We start from the raw sequence: 17,454 nt of genomic DNA, 5'->3' as shown, positions 1-17,454 counted from the left end.
CCTATTCCGCCCGCGAAAGCACCAACCGGTGTCCCGAACTGAGATCAGCCCGGCGCGTCCGATACGGCGAGCGCCTGGAGCGCATCGCGCAATCCGTCCGGGATCGGGGCCGGCTTCTGGCTGGCGCGCCCGACATAGACATGGGTGAAGCGGCCCTGCGCCGCCGCCTGCTCGCCACCGCGCCGGAAGATGCCGATCCGATAGGTCACCGAACTGCGGCCCAGTTTCTCGACCGCAATTCCAGCCTCGATCGTCTCGGGGAAGGCGACGCTTTCGAAATAGGTGCAGGCCGTCTCGACCACGAGGCCGACAATCTCGCTTCCGGCAAGATCGAGATGCCCCTGCTCGATCAGCCAGGCATTCACCGCCGTGTCGAACCAGGAGTAATAGACCACGTTGTTGACGTGACCATAGGCGTCATTATCTGCCCAACGCGTCGGAATCGCGCGAAACAGCCTGAAATGGGAGCGACCAAGCCGTACCGCGCGTTCGCTCATCGGCTGCTGCTCCCTGTCATTGCCCCGGCTTCTCGCCTGTCCCGATCTCGGGCACGCCGAGCGCATCCGCCAGCCTCGCCTTGGCCGAGCCCGGCCTGAGCGGCTTCTGCTGACTCTCATGCGGCGCCCAGCCGGAAAGCCAGACGATCTCGAACGTGGCGCGCAACCGGCTGTCGGGATCGGCAAAACGCTCGGCATAGAGCGCAGCTGCACGCATCAGCGTGTCGCGACGGAGCGGCGCCTTGCGCCGGTCGGTCAGCGCATTAGCCCAGCCCATCGCGCGTAGATCACGCAGCAGGCCGAACAGGTCGCGATAGCGCACCGTGACGAGTTCGCTGTCGACCACCGGAAGTGCGAATCCCGCGCGCTGCAGCAGGCTGCCCATGTCACGCAGATCGGCGAAGGGCGCGACACGCGGGCTCACGCCGCCGGTCGTCTCGGCTTCTGCGGCAAGCAGGACTTCGCGCAATTCCTGAAGCGTGCGACCGCCCAGCAGGCAGCCGATGAAGAGGCCATCGGGCCTGAGCGCCCGCCTGATCTGAATCAGCGCGCCCGGCAGGTCGTTGACGCCGTGCAGGGCGAGCAGCGAGGCGGCAAGGTCGATCGAAGCCGCTGCGAGCGGTAGGCGCTCGAGATCGCCGACGACATCGCCTCTCGCCCCCTCGGTCTCCGCCATTCGCCAGAGCGCCTCGGCCTTGGCACGCAGCACGGGTGCTGCAACCGGCAGCGGCGTGCCGAGATCGGCCGCCAATGCGAAGCGGCGCAGCACCGCAGCGAGCCTCTCGTCGAGATCCTCGCTGGCGCGGGCCAGCAGGAAATCGGGATAGCCTCCCGCCACCGCCCGTGCCTGGCGGCGGCGGACGAGATCACGATCGAAAACCAGGGGACCCTCAGCCATGCCCGCGCTCCAGCGCTATTGCGGCCTCACGCCATTCCCTCCAGCTCGATGATCAACCCCTCGATCATGGTGAGGCCGATCTGCCAGAAAGCGGGATCGCGCGCATCGAGACCAAACGGCTTCAGCAGCTCGGAGTGGTGCTTGGTTCMACCGGCCGAGAGCAAGGCGAAATAGCGCTCCTGAAAGCCCCCGGCCGAGTTCTGATAGACGCCGTAAAGCGAGTTCACCAGGCAATCCCCGAAGGCATAGGCATAGACGTAGAAGGGCGAATGAATGAAATGCGGGATATAGGCCCAGAACGGCTCATAGCCCGGTCCAAGCGTGATCGCCGGCCCGAGACTTTCCGCCTGCACGCTCATCCAGAGTTCGCAAAGCTGGTCCGCCGTCAGCTCGCCTGCCTTGCGCGCTTCATGCACCTTGCGCTCGAAGGAGTAGAACGCGATCTGGCGCACGACCGTATTGATCATGTCCTCGACCTTGGCCGCCAGCATCGCCTTGCGCTGCTTCGGATCGGTGGTTCCGTCGAGCAGCTTGCGGAACGTGAGCATCTCCCCGAAAACGCTCGCCGTCTCTGCCAGGGTCAGTGGTGTCGGCGCCATCAGCGCCCCGTTCGGCGCCGCCAGAACCTGATGCACGCCATGCCCGAGCTCATGGGCGAGTGTCATCACGTCGCGCGGCTTGCCCTGGTAGTTCAGCAGGACATAGGGGTGGACCGACGGCACGGTCGGGTGCGCGAAGGCGCCGGGCGCCTTGCCCGGCCGGGCGGGCGCATCAATCCAGCCCTCGTCAAAGAAGCGCCGGGCAATGCCGGCCATCTCGGGCGAAAAGGCGCCATAGGCGTCGAGAACGGTGTCGCGCGCCTCGGTCCAGGGAATCGTGCGCTGCTCGACCTTGGGCAACGGCGCGTTGCGGTCCCAGTAATCGAGGGCCTCGCGGCCAAACCAGCGGGCCTTCAGCTTATAGTAGCGGTGCGACAGGCGCGGATAGGCCTCGCGCACGGCCGCAACGAGAGCATCGACGACCTCGCGCTCGACCCGATTCGCCAGGTGCCGCGAATCGGCGACATCCTCGAATTTGCGCCAGCGGTCGGAGATTTCCTTGTCCTTGGCGAGGGTGTTGGTGATCAGCGAGAACGTGCGCAGATTGCCGCGCAGCACCGTGCCCAGCGCTTCGGCCGCAGCCTTGCGCACCGCGCCGTCGGCATCCTGCAGCTTGTTCAGGGTGAGCTCGAGCGTCAGCTCCTCGCCATTCACCGTGAAGCGCAGCGAGGCGACGGTCTCGTCGAAGAGCCGGTTCCAGGCACCACGCCCAGTCACCGACTTCTCGTGGAACAGTTCCTCGATCCGGTCTTCGAGCTGGTGCGGCTTGTCCTTGGCGAGATCCTCGATCCAGGGTTGCCAATGGCTCAGCGGCGGCTCGGCCGCGATCTTGGCCAGCAGCGCCTCGTCGAGGCGGTTGAGTTCGAGCCCGAAGAACAGCAATTCGGTCGAGGCGGTCGTCATCCGGTCCTGGGTGTCGCCATAGAATTTGGCGCGCTTCGGATCGGTGGTGTCGCCGGAGTAGATGAGGCCGGCATAGGACATGATCTTGCCGAGCAGGTCTTCCAGCCGCTCGTAGGCACGCACGGCTTCAGCGAGTGTCGCGCTCGCGTCGTCACGGGCGGCGAGCTCCGCCAGCTTGCCGCGATAGAGTGCGGCGAAGCGCTGCGAGTCGGTCAGCGCGCGGTCGAGATCGGCGGTGAACTCGGGCGAATCCATCGACGCATAGAGATGGCTGAGATCCCATTCCGGCAGCTTGCCCAGCGCCTTCGCGGTCTTGGCGGCGCTGCTCGCCGCGCTTTTTGCGACGTTGGCGGAGATCGTCCCGTCGAAAGCAATCGTCATGTCAAAGGCACCTCGCTGGCGAAACCATCCTTACCCATATGCGCGGACAAGGCCGCGCGATCAACGCCGCTGCCCGACGCCGGCGCTTAAGAGCGGCTTAACCGTTCTGGATGACAGTGCCCCGAAACGGAACACTGATTCTGCAGCGACCGGCATCGAGGTGACATGACAACCACCGTTCTCGTCGTTGATGACGATCCCGTTCAGCGCCGACTGCTCGACGCCATGCTGAAGCGCTTCGGCTACGACGTCGTCGTGACTGAGAGCGGCGACGAGGCGCTTGCCCTGCTTGGCAATGGCGAGACCGGAGCCTTCGACGCTGTGGTCCTCGACCTGGTCATGCCCAATCTCGATGGCATGGGCGTGCTCTCCCGGCTGCGTGAGCGCGGCATCGACACGCCGGTGATCGTGCAGACCGCGAACGGCTCGATCGAAACCGTGGTCTCGGCGATGCGCGCCGGCGCCGTCGACTTCGTGGTCAAGCCGGTCGGCGCCGAGCGGCTGCAGATATCGATCAAGAACGCGCTGAAGCTCGGCGCGCTCGAACATGAACTGCGCTATCTCAAGCGCCGCGCCTCCGGGCAGCTCGGCTTCCGCGACCTCGCCACCAAGAGCCCGGACATGGGCCGTGTCATCGGACTGGCCGAACGCGCCGCGAAATCGAACATCCCGATCCTGATCGAGGGCGAATCCGGCGTCGGCAAGGAGGTGCTGGCGCGCGCCATCCAGGGCTCCAGCGACCGCAAGGGCAAGCCCTTCGTCACGGTGAACTGCGGCGCAATCCCGCATAATCTCGTTGAATCCATCCTGTTCGGCCATGAGAAGGGCGCGTTCACCGGCGCCACCGAACGCCATATCGGCAAGTTCGTCGAAGCCAATGGCGGCACGCTCTTCCTCGACGAAGTCGGTGAATTGCCGCTCGATGCCCAGGTCAAGCTCCTGCGCGCGATCCAGGAGGGCGAGGTCGACCCTGTCGGCGGCAAGAAATCGGTGCGCGTCGACATCCGGATCATTTCAGCCACCAACAAAAGCCTGCTCGATCAGGTGAAGCGCGGCGAATTCCGCGAGGATCTCTACTATCGCCTGAATGTCTTCCCGATCACGCTGCCGCCACTGCGGCAGCGCTGGGAGGACATCGCCGATCTGGCCCGCGGCTTCCTCGTCCGGTTCGCTGCCGAAGAGGGCAAGAAGCTGCGAGCGATCTCGCCCGAGGCTCTCAACCTGATCAACGGCTATGACTGGCCGGGCAATGTCCGCCAGCTCGAGAATGCGATGTTCCGGGCGGTCGTGCTCGCGGATGGCGATGAGCTGACCGTCGCCGAATTCCCCCAGATCGCGGCGCAGATGGAAGGCTTTGAAGTCCGTATCCCGGCCGCGCCGACCGCAACCGCTCGCCCCGAGCCGCGCGACGAGGCGCCGCGCATCATTCAGGTGCCGGTGCGCGATCCCAATGCGCTCGATTTGGTCGCCGGCTCCGACATCCGCAGGCTCGAAGAGCTCGAGCGCGAGATCATCAAATTCGCCCTGGCGCATTATCGCGGACACATGTCCGAGGTCTCGCGCAAACTCGGCATCGGTCGCTCGACGCTCTATCGCAAACTCAAGGATTACGGGCTGATCGAGGGCGATGACGCATCTGCGAACTCGGATGCGGCATAGGCGTTGTAGAGCTGAAAGATGCCCGCTGTTGCACCCCCGCATCTTGTCGAAACAGGCCGAGTCACGCAGGTATCGCGGATATCGGGCAGAGCTATAGGGAATTGGACCATGCGTCGTCGCCACTGGGCGAGCTTTGCTTCTGCATCGGTCCTGGCCTTGGCCCTTGGTACCGGATATGCGCTTGCGCAGGCTACCCTTGAGCCTCAACTCGGCATCCCCCTGCCCGAGCAGCCGGCACTGCTGATCCTGAATGGCGACAAGCCGCCCGAGAGCCTGACGCCGCCGGTCTTGCCGGAGGTTGTCGTCACGATCGAGACCGCCCCCAAGGCCGCGAACGCCGAGCCGGAGATGGTGACCGGCACGGTTGCCCCCTCGGCCCAGCCACAGGGCGGGCTTGCTCCGCTCGAGGTGCCCCCGACGCCTGCCACGACGCCCGGCGTCGACCTCGACGAGCCTGTGGTGCTCGACATCCCGGCCATCGATCTGCCGCCTTCCGACCCAGCGCTTGTCCCCGCCGCCAGGCCTGCGCCTCTGCGCTCCGCCGAACCCGTGATTGCGCCGCCGGACCTGCCCAAGGTCGTGGTCGAGCTTCCCGCCGGACCGGCGCTCGCCGCCGAAATCACCGAGCGCGCGCCGGAAGCGCTGGCATTGCCGCGCCTCGCGGAACGCGAGCGCAGCGAGATCCTCGCCGCCTATCAGGCTTTCGAGAACCGTCCCTTCTGGATCGACGGCAAGGGCTGGAGCGCGGCGGCCAAGCTGCTCGTGGCGCAGCTAAGCCGCGCCGGCGAGGATGGCCTGCGACCGACCGACTATCCGCTGCCCGTTTTCGAGGCCAGCGACAAGGGCAGCCTCGCCGAGGCCGATGTCCGGCTTTCCGCGCTCGCCGTGCTCTATGCCCGCGACGCGCGCGGCGCCCGCGTCGACCCGCGCCGGCTTTCCAAGCTGCTCACGCCGACACTGTATCTGCCCTCCGCCACCGAGGTTCTCTCCGAGATCGCGGCCGTTCCAGATCCGGGCAAGGTGCTGGCGGCCTACAACCCGCCGCATGAGGGCTATCGCCGCCTGAAGGCCAAGCTCGCCGAGCTGCGCCACCACCAGGACGATACGCCCATGGTGCGCATTCCCGCCGGCCCTCCGCTCAAGCTCGGCATGCGTGACGAGCGCGTACACCTGATCCGCRCCCGGCTCGGCCTCGGCCCGTCCGATGAGGCTGTGTTCGATCGCTCGACCGCCACTGCAGTCGCCGAGTTCCAGAAACAGGCTGGCCTGCGCGCCAACGGCATCCTCAGCGCCCAGACGATTGCGGCGCTCGGCACGCCGGCGACCAACCGCGCCCAGCAGGACATCGTCGCGCAGATGGAGCGCTGGCGCTGGCTGCCCGCCGATCTCGGCCAGACCCATATCATGGTCAATGTGCCGGAATTCCAGATGCGGGTAATCCGCGACGGCAAGGTGGTGCACCACGCCCGCACCATCGTCGGCAAACCTGAATCGGCGACGCCGATTTTCTCGCACCGGATGGACCATGTCGTGGTCAACCCATCCTGGTTTGTGCCGCCATCGATCCTGAAGAAGGAATTCCTGCCCGGCCTCGCCGCCGATCCGGACTATGCCGCCAAGCGCGGCTATGTCGTGACCCGCCGCGGCAACAACATCTCGGTGCGCCAGCCGCCGGGCGAGCGCAACGCGCTCGGCTGGATCAAGTTCATGTTCCCGAACGACCATGCCGTCTACCTGCATGACACGCCGAACCGCCGGCTCTTCGCGACGGAACGCCGGGCCTACAGCCATGGCTGCGTGCGCGTCGACAATCCTTTCCTGCTTGCCGACCAGGTGCTCGGCCCGGAATGGACGACAGAGCGTCTGAAGCGTCTKATCGGCTCCGGTGAGCGCACCATCCGGCTGCCGCAGCCGCTGCAGATCCACCTTGTCTACAACACTCATGTCGTCCAGCCGGACGGCAAGCTGGTGACCTTCGACGATATCTACGGCTTCCACCGCATGGTGCGGCAGGCTCTGGAGCAGCAGGGCTGAGATCGTGGCGAAATGTGGATCGGGCACCTTTTCGCCACGATCCACAGCTAGCCAGCTTCGGTGGAAAGAATCGTAGCGTGCAGGTTACCTGCTTGTTAACCTGCTGTTAACGCATCTCCGCAACTGTTCGTTGACGTTTGCCGAGCTCCTTGCCGGCGCATCGAGACGGGTCGAGTAGCTTGAGCAGATCCTCAGCCACCATGCCGAGACGGCTTCTGCTGCGCGTTACGCCGGGTTTCCGTGGCGGACTGACGATGGCCATTGCATTCGCGGCCCTCGTCTGCGGCATCCGCGGCACGCAGAACGCCGTCGCCAATGGCGACACGCGCACGATCTCCATCCGGCACATGCACACCAAGGAAGAGATCACCGTAACCTTCAAGCGTGACGGACGTTATGTCGCCGAAGGCCTGGAGAAGCTGAACTGGGCCCTGCGCGACTGGCGCATCGACGAACCGATCAAGATGGACCCGCGCCTGTTCGACGTCGCCTGGGAGGTTCAGCGCACCGTCGGCTCCGAGCAGCCCTTCCACGTCGTCTCAGCCTATCGCTCGCCCGGTACCAATTCGATGCTGCGCCGACGCTCGCGCGGCGTCGCCAAGCACAGCCAGCACACGCTCGGCAAGGCGATGGACTTCTACCTGCCGGATACCCCGACAGCCAGGATTCGCGAAGCCGGCATGCGGCTGCAACGCGGCGGCGTCGGCTTCTATCCGGGCGCGCATACGCCATTCGTCCATCTCGATGCCGGCTCGGTCCGCTCCTGGCCGCGCATGACGCGCGACCAGCTGGTGCGCCTCTTCCCGGACGAGAAGACCGTGCATCTGCCGGCCGATGGCCAGCCGCTTGCCGGATACGAGCTGGCCAAAGCCGATGTCCTGGCGCGCGGCGGTGCCGTGGCTGGTTATGCCGCCGCCGATCTCGATGAAGGCGCGGTGATTTCATCCGGTCGCAAGAGCCTGTGGGCCGCCCTCTTCGGCGGCGATGACGAGGAGGCGGATGCACGGCCACAGCGCGGGCGCGCCCCCGCGCCGAAGCCGCAGCCGGTCGTCATGGCCTATGCCCGCCAGAATTACGCCGACAGCAGCTCGGAGGATGGCGGCACGCGCTTCGGCGCATCGCTCGTCGCGGTCCCGGCTCCGGAGCCGGCTCCGCGCGTGACCCGCCCCATCCGTCAGGCCCCCGTCCCGGCCGAGCCGCCGGTTCAGGTCGCGGCGCTCGCACCAGCGCCCGCTCCCGAAGAGGTCAGGCCGAAGCTGATCGACGCGCCGCTTCCCATCGCACGCCCTGGCGGCCTCACTCCGCCGGCTGGGCAGCAGGGCGTTGTCCAGGTTGCTGCACTGCCGCAGCAAGGCGGAGCACTTGCCTTCGCACCTCAGCTTGCGCCCGGCGGCCGCCCCGGCGAGGAGCAGAAATTGATCTTGGCCTCGCTGCCGCCGCGCCGTCCCGGCGAAATGACGGCACTGGTCGAGACGGTCGTCGCCGGCAAGCCGATGGCCGCCCCGCTGCCGCCTTCGCGTCCGGTCGCCTTTGCGAACCTGGCCACGGCCTCGTTGCGCGGCAGCGATGCCGACCCGGTGCCGGCCGTCCAGCAGGAAGGCAGGCTGGTCACGATCACTCATCCGATGCCGCCGAGCCGGCCGCAACTCGGCAGCACCGTGATTGCCCGGACCGAGCGGAACAACGGTGGCAGCCCTGCACCCACGCCGATCGTTGCGCAATATGACGCCGACCGTTCGAACCTGGACTCGCTCTTCGCCGCCGTTAGCCGTCCCGCGCCCGAAGGTCGCAAGGTGACGGTTGCGACCGCACGCGCCAAGGCCGCCTCGGCCCCGCCACCCGGCTGGGTCCAGGGCCCCGGTCCGGCCGCCTCGCTCGGCTTCAGCCATGCCGATCCGAGCGACGCCAAGACCGGCAGCTTCAGCGGCCCTGCGGTGAAACCACTGCCGACGAACTTCGTCCAGAACTGAGCAGGCTGAACCGGGGGCTCACTCCCGGTCGATTGGCCAGGCCTTGAACACGGCCAGCTCCTCGCAGGCGCGCGCCTRAGCAGCAAGAGCCGGCCAGCGGCTCTCCTCGACATAGTCCGGGATCACGAAGCGGCAGAACCCCCAGGCGATGGCAGCTGCGATATCGGCAGGCTCGAGCTCCGGCCCCGAGCCCAGTTCACCGCGCTGGGCCGCCTGATCCAGCAGATCGAGCGCAGTGTGCAACTGCGTCACGATGCGCTCCTGCCAGGGTGCATAGCGCTGGGCTTCGGGACGCTTGCGCTCATATTCCACCGAGACGGCCTTGTCCGCCGCGACGATGCCAATGCCGGTCAGGCTGAGATCGCGGACCCGGGCAGTGTCTTCGATCGGTCGCAGGGAACGGCCGGCGACATCCTCGAAATGCTGGATGATCAGCAGCGACTCGCTGATTACCGTGCCATCCTCGCAAACCAGCGAGGGTGCCTTGATCAATGGATTGATCGCCCGGAACGCATCCATGTGGCGGAACACGGAGACCGAGCGATGCTCGAATTCGACCTCGAGCAAGGTTCCGGTAATGGCGGCGCGCCGCACATAGGGACTGTCCAGCATTCCAACGAGCAGCATCGCAATCTCCGTTTGTGAGCGCGTGCAGACTGGCCGCTCGTTCAGGGAATGCAACGCCAAATCATGTGATGCCGAAGATCACGCCAATTGATGTGCAGGCAGCCCGGCCTCCGACGCGACGGCATCATCGGAAACCGGCTCCGCGCCGAAGGACAATCCGCGCGCCTTCGCCGCCATCTGGCAGCGATCCCAGCTCGGCTCGCCTCCGAAATGCTCGACCAGGAGATCGATCAGAACGCGCACTTTGCCGGGAACATAGGCGCCTGGCGGGCGCACGACAAAGAGCCCCTGCTCCTTCATCGGATAGTCCAGCAACAAATGCTYGAGCGCGCCTCTACTGATCGCGTCCGTGAGCATGAAGGTCGGCAGCACGGCGAGCCCGAGCCCCGCCTCCGCCCATTCCGCCAGGGTTTCGCCACTGTCCGAGCGCATCCGGCCGGTCGGCCTGACCGAAACCCAGCGCTTGCTCATCCGAAAGGTCCAGTCTGTCGTCGCTGTACCGGTATAGATGAGGCAGTCGTGCTCGGTCAGGTCGAGCGGCGAGATCGGGCGGCCCCTGCGATCGAGATAGCCCGGGCTTGCGACCACGGCTCCGTAGACCGGCGCGATGCGCCGCGCGACCAGGCTGGAATCCTTGAGCGTGCCGATCCGGATCGCCGCATCGAAACGTTCGCCGATCAGATCGACATAGCGGTCGCTGGCCTCGACATCGAGCTCCAGCTTGGGGTGACGATGCGCCAGCTCGGCGAGGACCGGCGCGACATGGCGCACGCCGAAGGTCAGCGGCATCGACAGGCGCAGCCTCCCGGCAACGCCACCGGTCTGCTGCGCCACCGATTCACGCGCCTCCGCGAGATCCGCAAGGATGCGTTCGCCGCGCGCCTTGAACTCGATCCCGGCCTCCGTGGGGCTGATGCCGCGGGTCGTGCGGCTGAGCAGCCGGGTACCGAGATCGGCCTCGAGTCGAGCGATGCGACGGCTGACGATAGACTTCGAYAGACCCAGCACCTTGCTCGCGCGCCCGAAGCCACCGGTCTCGACCACGGCGATGAAGCTGCGGATGTCATCGAGCTCCGACATGAGAGTGTTCCCCTGAGAGCAACAGTATGGTTCCCACTATGGGCGTTCTGGTGCGTGAAGTGAACCGCTATGTTGCACTGCATCGAGGCCATTCCCTCCGTTTCAGGATCGCAACCATGTCCAACCTTCTCGTTCTCAACAGCAGCGCCCTCGGCTCGGCTTCCGTTTCGAAGCAGCTCGTCCAGGATACCGTCACCCGACTCACCGCCCAGAACCCTGGCCTGAAGGTCGTCGAACGTGACATCGGCCTGGCCCCGGTTCCGCATCTGACCCTCGATTCCGCGACCGCCATTCGCGGCGGCGAGCCGGCCAATCCGGCTCAGGTAGAAGCCCGCACGCTGTCCGATGCGCTCGTAGAGGAACTGAAGGCGGCCGATATCATCGTGGTCGGCGCGCCGATGTACAATTTCGGCATCTCGTCGACGCTGAAGGCCTGGTTCGACTATGTGCTGCGCGCCGGCGTGACCTTCCGCTACACCGAGTCTGGCCCGGAAGGCCTGATGACCGGCAAGCGTGCGATCGTGGTCGAGAGCCGCGGCGGTCTCTACAGCAGCGGCCCCGCCCAGATCATGGACTCGCAGGAGCCGCATCTGCGCACCCTGTTCGGGTTCATGGGCATCACCGATGTCACGTTCATTCGCGTCGAGAAGCTCGCTTTCGGTCCCGAGGCACGCGAGCAGGCGATCAACGCCGCCCAGGCCGAACTTAAGCTGGTTGCCTGAGCCTGATATTTCGCCAGGACAGGGCCGGCGTCGGGAAACTGACGCCGGCCTTGTCTATGCAGGGTCAACTCCGCCACGCCGGGCGGACTGAGCAACTGCTGCGCCGAGCCGAGGGAATAAGACGCGTTCTCGCTCGTTTCTCTCGACATGAGCAGCGTCCTCCCCCCTCCTCCCGTCGTGATCGCGCCGGTGCAGCCGTCCCGACATGCCGGTGCGCCTCTGGCGCCGCCCGGCGCGCCCGGCACATTCATCCGTTTCGCCGCCATAGCCCTCGCGTCGGCTGCGGCATCGTCGATCTGGTTCGGGGCCCCACTGGCACCGGATGCCAGGATCGTGCTGATCGTCTTCTCCCTCGCCACCATCGGCTGGACGATGACGGCGATCGACGACACGCTGATCGCCCTTGCGGCCGCAGCGGCCCTGGTCGCAACCCGCACGGTGCCGACCGAACAGCTCTATCTCGCACTTGGCAGCGAGTYGATCTGGCTGTTGATCGGTTCCTTCGTGATCGCGGCCGCACTGCGCGCTTCCGGCCTCGCCGAACGCCTGGCCCTGTCGGCGCTGCAGCCCTTCTCGCGCGTATCCTCGCTCTTCTTCTCCGTGACCTTCGTCATCATTGCCACCGCCTTCCTCGTCCCCTCGACCTCCGGACGCGCCGCATTGCTGTTGCCGGTCTATCTGGCGCTGGCCGAGGCGATCGATGACCGCCGTATCAACCGGGCATTGGCGCTGCTGTTTCCCTCCGTCATCCTGCTATCGGCGGGCGGATCGCTGATCGGAGCCGGCGCGCATCTGATCGCGGTCGAGATGATGACAAGGGCAGGCCGCCCGGGGCTGGACTATCTCGACTGGATCGTCCTCGGCCYGCCCTTCGCGGTGCTGTGCAGCCTCGCCGCCACGATCGCCATTCTCACGCTGTTCCTGTCTCGCGCCGAGCGCAGCTGCTCGCTGGAGCGACGCTCGCCTGAGCGAACGCCTTTGACCCGACCACAAATCCATGTGCTCGCGGTCGCTGTCACAGTGATGATCGGCTGGAGCACGCAAAGCTGGCACGGCATCGACATCGCGATCGTGACATTGCTCGGCGCTGTCGCGGTCACTCTGCAACCGCTCGCTCCAGTCTCGATGAAACAGGCCGTGAAAGCGACGGAATGGCAGCTCATCCTGTTCCTCGCGGCGACGACACTGATGGGTGGCGCGCTGATCGAAACCGGGGCGGCGGGCGCGATCGTCAAGGGCCTGCTCGGCCTTCTGCCCGGTGAAGCGCTGACAACGCCATGGCTGCTGGTCGGGGTGATCTGTGCCATCGCGCTGCTCTCGCACCTGGTCATCACCTCACGCTCGGCCCGCGCCGCGGTGCTGATTCCGATGCTCGCCTTGCCGTTCGCGGCGCAGGGTTACGATCTCCGCGCGCTGGCTTTCGTCATCGTGATGGGAACCGGCTTCTGCCAGACCTTGCCGGTCAGCGCCAAGCCGGTTGCACTCTTTGCCGGGCTCGCCCGGCCGACCTATCAGCCGCGCGACCTCGTACTGCTATCGGCGGTATTGCTACCCCTGATCTTCGCCCTACTCATGGGCTTCGCGACCTACATCTGGCCACTGATGGGCCTGCCGCTGCTGCGTTGACCGGCCCTTCGCGGGCGGCCGCAGAAATTATTGAGCCGGCATGGAATAAGCGCGCACAGGCTTCGTTTGGCACAGGGAGGCACGAGCCTCCCTGTGTTCGAGGAGCCCAACATGACCCTCAAGATCCTGATCGCCCCCTCCGGTTTCAAGGAAAGCCTGGATGCGAGCGCTGTCGCAGCGGCCATCGCGCTAGGCGTGAAGACTGGCATGCCCGACGCTGACACCCTGCTTGCCCCCCTCGTCGATGGAGGAGAAGGTTTCACCAAGGCGCTCGTCGCCGCGACCGGAGGCCGTCTCCATCGCCTCACCGTGACGGGGCCGGTCGGCGAGCCGGTCGAGGCCTTCTTCGGCTTCCTCGGGCGTTCCGGACCAAGGACGGCTGTCGTCGAGATGGCCGCCGCTGCCGGGCTCGCACTTGTTCCTCGTGATCGGCGCAATCCGATGCTGACCACCAGCTACGGTGTCGGCGAACTGATCCGTGCCGCGCTCGACGCCGGCGCCGAGCGCATTCTGGTCGGCTGCGGCGACAGCGGCATCAATGACGGCGGCGCCGGAATGGCAGATGCCCTCGGCATCAGGCTGCTCGACGCTTCGGGCCGGCGCATCGGCCGGGGCGGCGGCGCACTTGCCACTCTCGCCCAGATCGACCTGAGCGGCCGGGATCCCCGCCTTGCGACCACCCGGATCGATGCTGCGGTCAACTGGCACAATGTCCTGCTCGGCCGCAACGGTGTCGCCCGGGTCTTTGCTCCCCAGAAGGGCGCAACGCCGGAGCAGGTGGTCGCGCTCGAGCAGGCGCTGCATGTCTATGCAGCTCAACTCCAGGCTGCGACGGGCGACGATACGAGCACAGCGCCCGGTTGTGGTGCCTCTGGCGGGCTGGGCGCCGGTCTCCAGGCGCTCCTAGGCGCGAGGCTGCATCCGCGGTACAACATCGTCATGCAATATCTGGCTTTTGATGACTTGCTGGGTCAGGCCGACCTGGTCATTACGGCCGAAGGCTGCCTCGACGAGCAGACACCGTTCGGCAAGATTCCCGCCGAGGTTGCGCGCCGGGCCAAGAAGCGGGGCATCCCGGTCATCGCGCTTGCCGGAACCATCGGCCGCGGCCGTGTCCGCATCAATTTCGAGCATGGGATCGATGCCTTCGCGAGCATCTTGAAGCGTCCCTGCACGCTGGAAGAGGCCATCGCCGAAACCGAGAAGCTGCTGCGCCGTGCGGCCGAAGACGCGATCCGGATGGTCGGCGTCGGCATCAGGCTGCAGCATGAAGGACACGCCGCGTGAGCGACCTGCGTGGCACCCAGGCCAGGGCGCTCGCGCTCGGCCTCGTGCTGGCTCTGTCGCCGCTGCCCGGCCCGGGCAACGCGGCATGGCAGGCGCCTGCGGCGCTTGCCGATGACGATGGCGGGGACGGTGGCGGCGGTGGAGCCGGCGGCGGCGCAGGCGGTGGCACCGCAGGCGGCGGCGGAGGCGGTGACGGCGTCGACCCAGCGCGCTATCGCGGCACCGGGACCGGCCCCTTCAACCTGCTCAGGCTCTTCGGCATTGAAGGCCGTGCCCCGCAGCGTCCGCGGCGGGCGGGGCCGCCCACGCCACAAGCGTCTCCGCGCGAGCTTGTCGCCAGCGGGCTCGTCGAAGCCGATTTCGACAAGCTTCGCCGCGACGGCTTTCGGATCATGGCACAGCGGCAGCTCGCCTTGCTGCCCGGTCTGTCGGCCCGGCTGCGCGTTCCGCGTGGCCTCTCAACCGCGCGTGCGCTGCAGCGGGTGCGCTCGCTYGCGCCTTCGGCGCTGGTCGATCTCAACCATCTCTATCGCAGTCTGGCTGCCCCCTGTTCCGAGGCACGCTGCTTCTCCCTGACGACCCCGGAAGCACGGATCGAGGGCACCTGTCGCGCCCATGGCACGATCGGCATGGTCGACACCGCAGTCGATGCCGAGCACCCGTTCCTGTCGCACAGCGGCATTGTCACCGAGGTGGTGCGAGCCCCGGACTACCGGCCAGCTCGCGACACGCACGGCACCGATATCGCGATCCTGCTGACCCGGAACGGACCGGGCCCGGCCGGGGCGCGGGTGATCGCGGTCGACGCCTTCCATCGGCGCGCGGGTGGCGCCAGCACAGACAGCCTCGACCTCGTAACGGCACTCGACCGTCTGGCGGAACGTTCCGTACCCGTGGTCAATCTCAGCCTCGCGGGGCCGGCCAACGCATTGCTCGACCATGCCGGCCGGGCGATGCAGCAGCGCGGCACAGTCCTAGTCGCCGCCGCCGGCAATGACGGGCCGGGCACCGAACCGCGTTATCCCGCGGCCTATCCATGGGCGGTCGCGGTGACGGCCATCGACCGCGAGCGCCAGGTCTTCGCCCGCGCGAATCGCGGCGCACATATCGCCTTTGCGGCCCCTGGCGTGCGTATCCAGATGCCCGACAAGGCCTTGCGCCCGGGTCGGCTGCGCTCGGGAACCTCCTATGCCGCGCCACTGGTCGCCMTCGCCTTCTCTCAGCGCCGCTCCGCCGATCAGGGCGCGACACCGCAGATGCTCGTGGCGGCACTGTCCAGCGAGGCGACCGATCTCGGGGAGCCGGGCCGCGACCCTGTCTTTGGCTGGGGTCTGCTGGAATGCCGGCCGCAGCCCGCGCAGCCATAGGTCGATGCGCGATCTTGCCTGCTGATCCTGACGACAAGGATACGACTTTGGACATCGTCCAATCCCATATGACGGCCTCCACCGGAACGACGGCCGCGTCGGCAGGCACCGAGCCGCCCCTGTCGGCCTTCGCCAGCGAGCTTGTGGCCTTGCTGCCGAGACTGCGCCGGTTCACGCTCTCCCTGACCCACTCGGCGAGCGAGGCCGACGAACTCGCCCAGGCAACTTGCCAGCGGGCCCTCAAGGCACAGGCGCTCTGGCAACCCGGTACCCGGCTCGATGCCTGGCTGTTCAGGATTGCACGCAACCTCTGGATCGACTCGCTCCGCAAGCGCCGTAGCGAAGGACAAAGCGAGGCTCTCGAGGACCATCTCGATCTCGCCGGGGAAGACGGCCGGCATGTCGGCGACGTCGCCTTGACCGTCGATTCCGTTCAACAGGCGCTGGGAGCCATGCCGTCCGACCATCGCGAACTGCTGATGATGGTCTGTGTCGACGGAAAGAGCTACCGCGAAGCCTCGCAGCAGCTCTCGATCCCGCTCGGCACGGTCATGAGCCGGCTCTCGCGAGCCCGCCAGGGCCTCGCGGCGAAACTTGGAATGGACAAGACATCATGACGAGCGCGGTTTCGGACGAAATGTTGCTGGCCCTGGCCGACGGCGAACTCGAGAAGGCCACGGCCGATGCGCTGCATGCGCGGGTCATGGCCGAGCCAGAACTCGCCGAGCGCTTTGCCCTGTTCGTGGAAAGCCGGGCGCTGCTGGAGGACGCCGGCAGCTCCGATCAGGCCGTGCCGCCGCACCTGCTCGCAGCGATTCGCGCCGCCGACGGAGTCAGGCCAGGTCGGCATGGCCTGGCAGTGATCGAGGGCGGCGCCACACTCGCAGCGCCCGCCCCGGCCGTCTCCCCGCGCTCCCTCCCGCGCCGCCCGGGCTGGCAACTGCCTCTGGCAGCCTGCTTTGCGCTGCTTATCGGCGGGATCGCCGGTTACCGGATCGGCTCGGAAACGCCTAGCAACCCAGATCCTAGCGGCGTCGCCCTGTTCCAATCGGCCCGCGCGGCTCTCGACACGGCGCTCGGCAGCTCGGCAAGTGGCAGCAGCACATCATGGCCGCACGGCGCTGCCGGCGGCAGCATCACGCTGGTCTCGTCACATCGACTGGGAGACGGCACGCTCTGCCGCGAATATACGCTCGCCAGCGCCGCGCAGGGAGCAGATCGCTGGAAGGGCATCGATTGCCGCGTCGAGGGCCGCTGGCGCACCGAGCTTGTCATTGCCCCCCCCTCGTCGGAGGGTGGGTATCGCCCTGCCAGCGGAGACAGCGCAGCGGACGCTTTCCTGCAGGACCGCAATGCGGAAGGCCCCCTCGCCCCGGCTGCGGAAGCAGAACTCCTGAACGCACTGGCTCGACCGAAACGCTGATCCTGCCTACGCTTTGCCCCCCGAAAGGCCATAATGCCTGCCCTTTGGTGGTAGCTCGCTGTCGTCCCGACCATGGGAGAATGGAATGGCACCCTTGCTCGACATCGACGGCTATCTCGCCGTTCAGGCGCTTGAGGTGGCTCCCGGCTGGACCCAACCCAGCTATGTCGGCTGGGCCGCGCCGGAGCGCCTGCTACGTGGCCATCGCATCAAATAGAACAACCCGCGCAAGCGCTGCTGCGAGCAGTCGCCCTTGCGCGCCGGAATGGCCATTCGCGTGCATGTGATCAGCGTTAGAACATGGTTTGCCCTCTGGAAAGTGGCTCCCTTTGAAATAGGCCTTTGAACCGAGGATGCCGGCCATGCCATGGAAGAAGCACG

The 17,454-nt window shown here is 66.7% G+C and carries 15 protein-coding genes; 10 read left to right on the top strand and 5 right to left on the bottom strand.

Features of this window, described 5'->3' with window-relative positions:
- Nucleotides 1–44: 44 nt before the first annotated feature.
- From AC1DJT_RS06350 to AC1DJT_RS06340, 3 genes are read right to left on the bottom strand one after another with little or no spacing between them, the layout of a single operon-like run.
- On the bottom strand, nt 45–497 hold the full coding sequence (locus AC1DJT_RS06350; protein WP_441504367.1) for an acyl-CoA thioesterase: 453 nt from the start codon (nt 495–497) through the stop codon (nt 45–47).
- Nucleotides 498–513: 16 nt separating this feature from the next.
- Complete coding sequence (locus AC1DJT_RS06345) at nt 514–1,395, bottom strand: methyltransferase domain-containing protein (RefSeq protein ID WP_441504366.1); 882 nt, start codon at nt 1,393–1,395, stop codon at nt 514–516.
- Nucleotides 1,396–1,421: 26 nt separating this feature from the next.
- The gene (locus AC1DJT_RS06340) at nt 1,422–3,278 is read right to left on the bottom strand and encodes a M3 family oligoendopeptidase (protein ID WP_476833738.1); all 1,857 of its coding nucleotides are present in this window, start codon (nt 3,276–3,278) and stop codon (nt 1,422–1,424) included.
- A 165-nt stretch (nt 3,279–3,443) separates the two neighbouring features.
- Here AC1DJT_RS06340 and AC1DJT_RS06335 point away from each other — a divergent pair, with 165 nt between their 5' ends.
- The 3 genes from AC1DJT_RS06335 (at nt 3,444) to AC1DJT_RS06325 (ending at nt 8,941) form a co-directional block, all read left to right on the top strand.
- The gene (locus AC1DJT_RS06335) at nt 3,444–4,937 is read left to right on the top strand and encodes a sigma-54-dependent transcriptional regulator (protein WP_441504364.1); all 1,494 of its coding nucleotides are present in this window, start codon (nt 3,444–3,446) and stop codon (nt 4,935–4,937) included.
- A gap of 108 nt (nt 4,938–5,045) precedes the next feature.
- The gene (locus AC1DJT_RS06330; RefSeq protein WP_476833737.1) at nt 5,046–6,971 is read left to right on the top strand and encodes a L,D-transpeptidase family protein; all 1,926 of its coding nucleotides are present in this window, start codon (nt 5,046–5,048) and stop codon (nt 6,969–6,971) included.
- A gap of 200 nt (nt 6,972–7,171) precedes the next feature.
- Nucleotides 7,172–8,941, top strand: a complete 1,770-nt coding sequence (locus tag AC1DJT_RS06325) for a peptidoglycan L,D-endopeptidase MepK (RefSeq protein ID WP_441504362.1) — start codon at nt 7,172–7,174, stop codon at nt 8,939–8,941.
- Between the two features lie 18 nt (nt 8,942–8,959).
- Here the strand turns inward: AC1DJT_RS06325 and AC1DJT_RS06320 are convergent, their stop codons facing one another.
- Together AC1DJT_RS06320 and AC1DJT_RS06315 are read right to left on the bottom strand one after the other, a co-directional pair.
- Nucleotides 8,960–9,568, bottom strand: coding sequence for a glutathione S-transferase family protein (locus AC1DJT_RS06320; protein WP_476833736.1), 609 nt, complete (start codon nt 9,566–9,568; stop codon nt 8,960–8,962).
- A 78-nt stretch (nt 9,569–9,646) separates the two neighbouring features.
- A complete protein-coding gene (locus AC1DJT_RS06315) occupies nt 9,647–10,648 on the bottom strand; it encodes a LysR family transcriptional regulator (protein ID WP_476833735.1) in 1,002 nt (333 codons plus the stop codon).
- A gap of 116 nt (nt 10,649–10,764) precedes the next feature.
- On the opposite strand from AC1DJT_RS06315, the gene AC1DJT_RS06310 reads away from it, so the two are divergent.
- The 7 genes from AC1DJT_RS06310 to AC1DJT_RS06280 all read left to right on the top strand — a co-directional run bounded on the left by AC1DJT_RS06310 (nt 10,765) and on the right by AC1DJT_RS06280 (nt 17,290).
- The gene (locus AC1DJT_RS06310; protein WP_441504361.1) at nt 10,765–11,370 is read left to right on the top strand and encodes an FMN-dependent NADH-azoreductase; all 606 of its coding nucleotides are present in this window, start codon (nt 10,765–10,767) and stop codon (nt 11,368–11,370) included.
- A 147-nt stretch (nt 11,371–11,517) separates the two neighbouring features.
- Nucleotides 11,518–12,996, top strand: coding sequence for an SLC13 family permease (locus AC1DJT_RS06305; RefSeq protein WP_476833734.1), 1,479 nt, complete (start codon nt 11,518–11,520; stop codon nt 12,994–12,996).
- Between the two features lie 111 nt (nt 12,997–13,107).
- Complete coding sequence (locus AC1DJT_RS06300; protein WP_441504359.1) at nt 13,108–14,283, top strand: glycerate kinase family protein; 1,176 nt, start codon at nt 13,108–13,110, stop codon at nt 14,281–14,283.
- Nucleotides 14,280–15,650, top strand: a complete 1,371-nt coding sequence (locus tag AC1DJT_RS06295) for a S8 family serine peptidase (RefSeq protein WP_476833733.1) — start codon at nt 14,280–14,282, stop codon at nt 15,648–15,650. The genes AC1DJT_RS06300 and AC1DJT_RS06295 overlap by 4 nt, the downstream gene beginning before the upstream one ends.
- Nucleotides 15,651–15,697: 47 nt before the next feature.
- On the top strand, nt 15,698–16,267 hold the full coding sequence (locus tag AC1DJT_RS06290) for an RNA polymerase sigma factor (RefSeq protein ID WP_476768267.1): 570 nt from the start codon (nt 15,698–15,700) through the stop codon (nt 16,265–16,267).
- Nucleotides 16,264–17,073 carry an anti-sigma factor family protein gene (locus AC1DJT_RS06285; RefSeq protein WP_441504356.1) on the top strand — a complete coding sequence of 270 codons (810 nt, stop codon included), beginning with the start codon at nt 16,264–16,266 and terminating at the stop codon, nt 17,071–17,073. The genes AC1DJT_RS06290 and AC1DJT_RS06285 overlap by 4 nt, the downstream gene beginning before the upstream one ends.
- An 85-nt stretch (nt 17,074–17,158) precedes the next feature.
- Complete coding sequence (locus AC1DJT_RS06280; RefSeq protein ID WP_441504355.1) at nt 17,159–17,290, top strand: hypothetical protein; 132 nt, start codon at nt 17,159–17,161, stop codon at nt 17,288–17,290.
- Nucleotides 17,291–17,454 lie beyond the last annotated feature (164 nt).

It is taken from the genome of Allobosea sp. 05T422_2 (assembly GCF_056396265.1).
The sequence above is the reverse complement of the archived record's forward strand: the minus strand, read 5'-3'. Positions and strand labels throughout refer to the sequence as shown.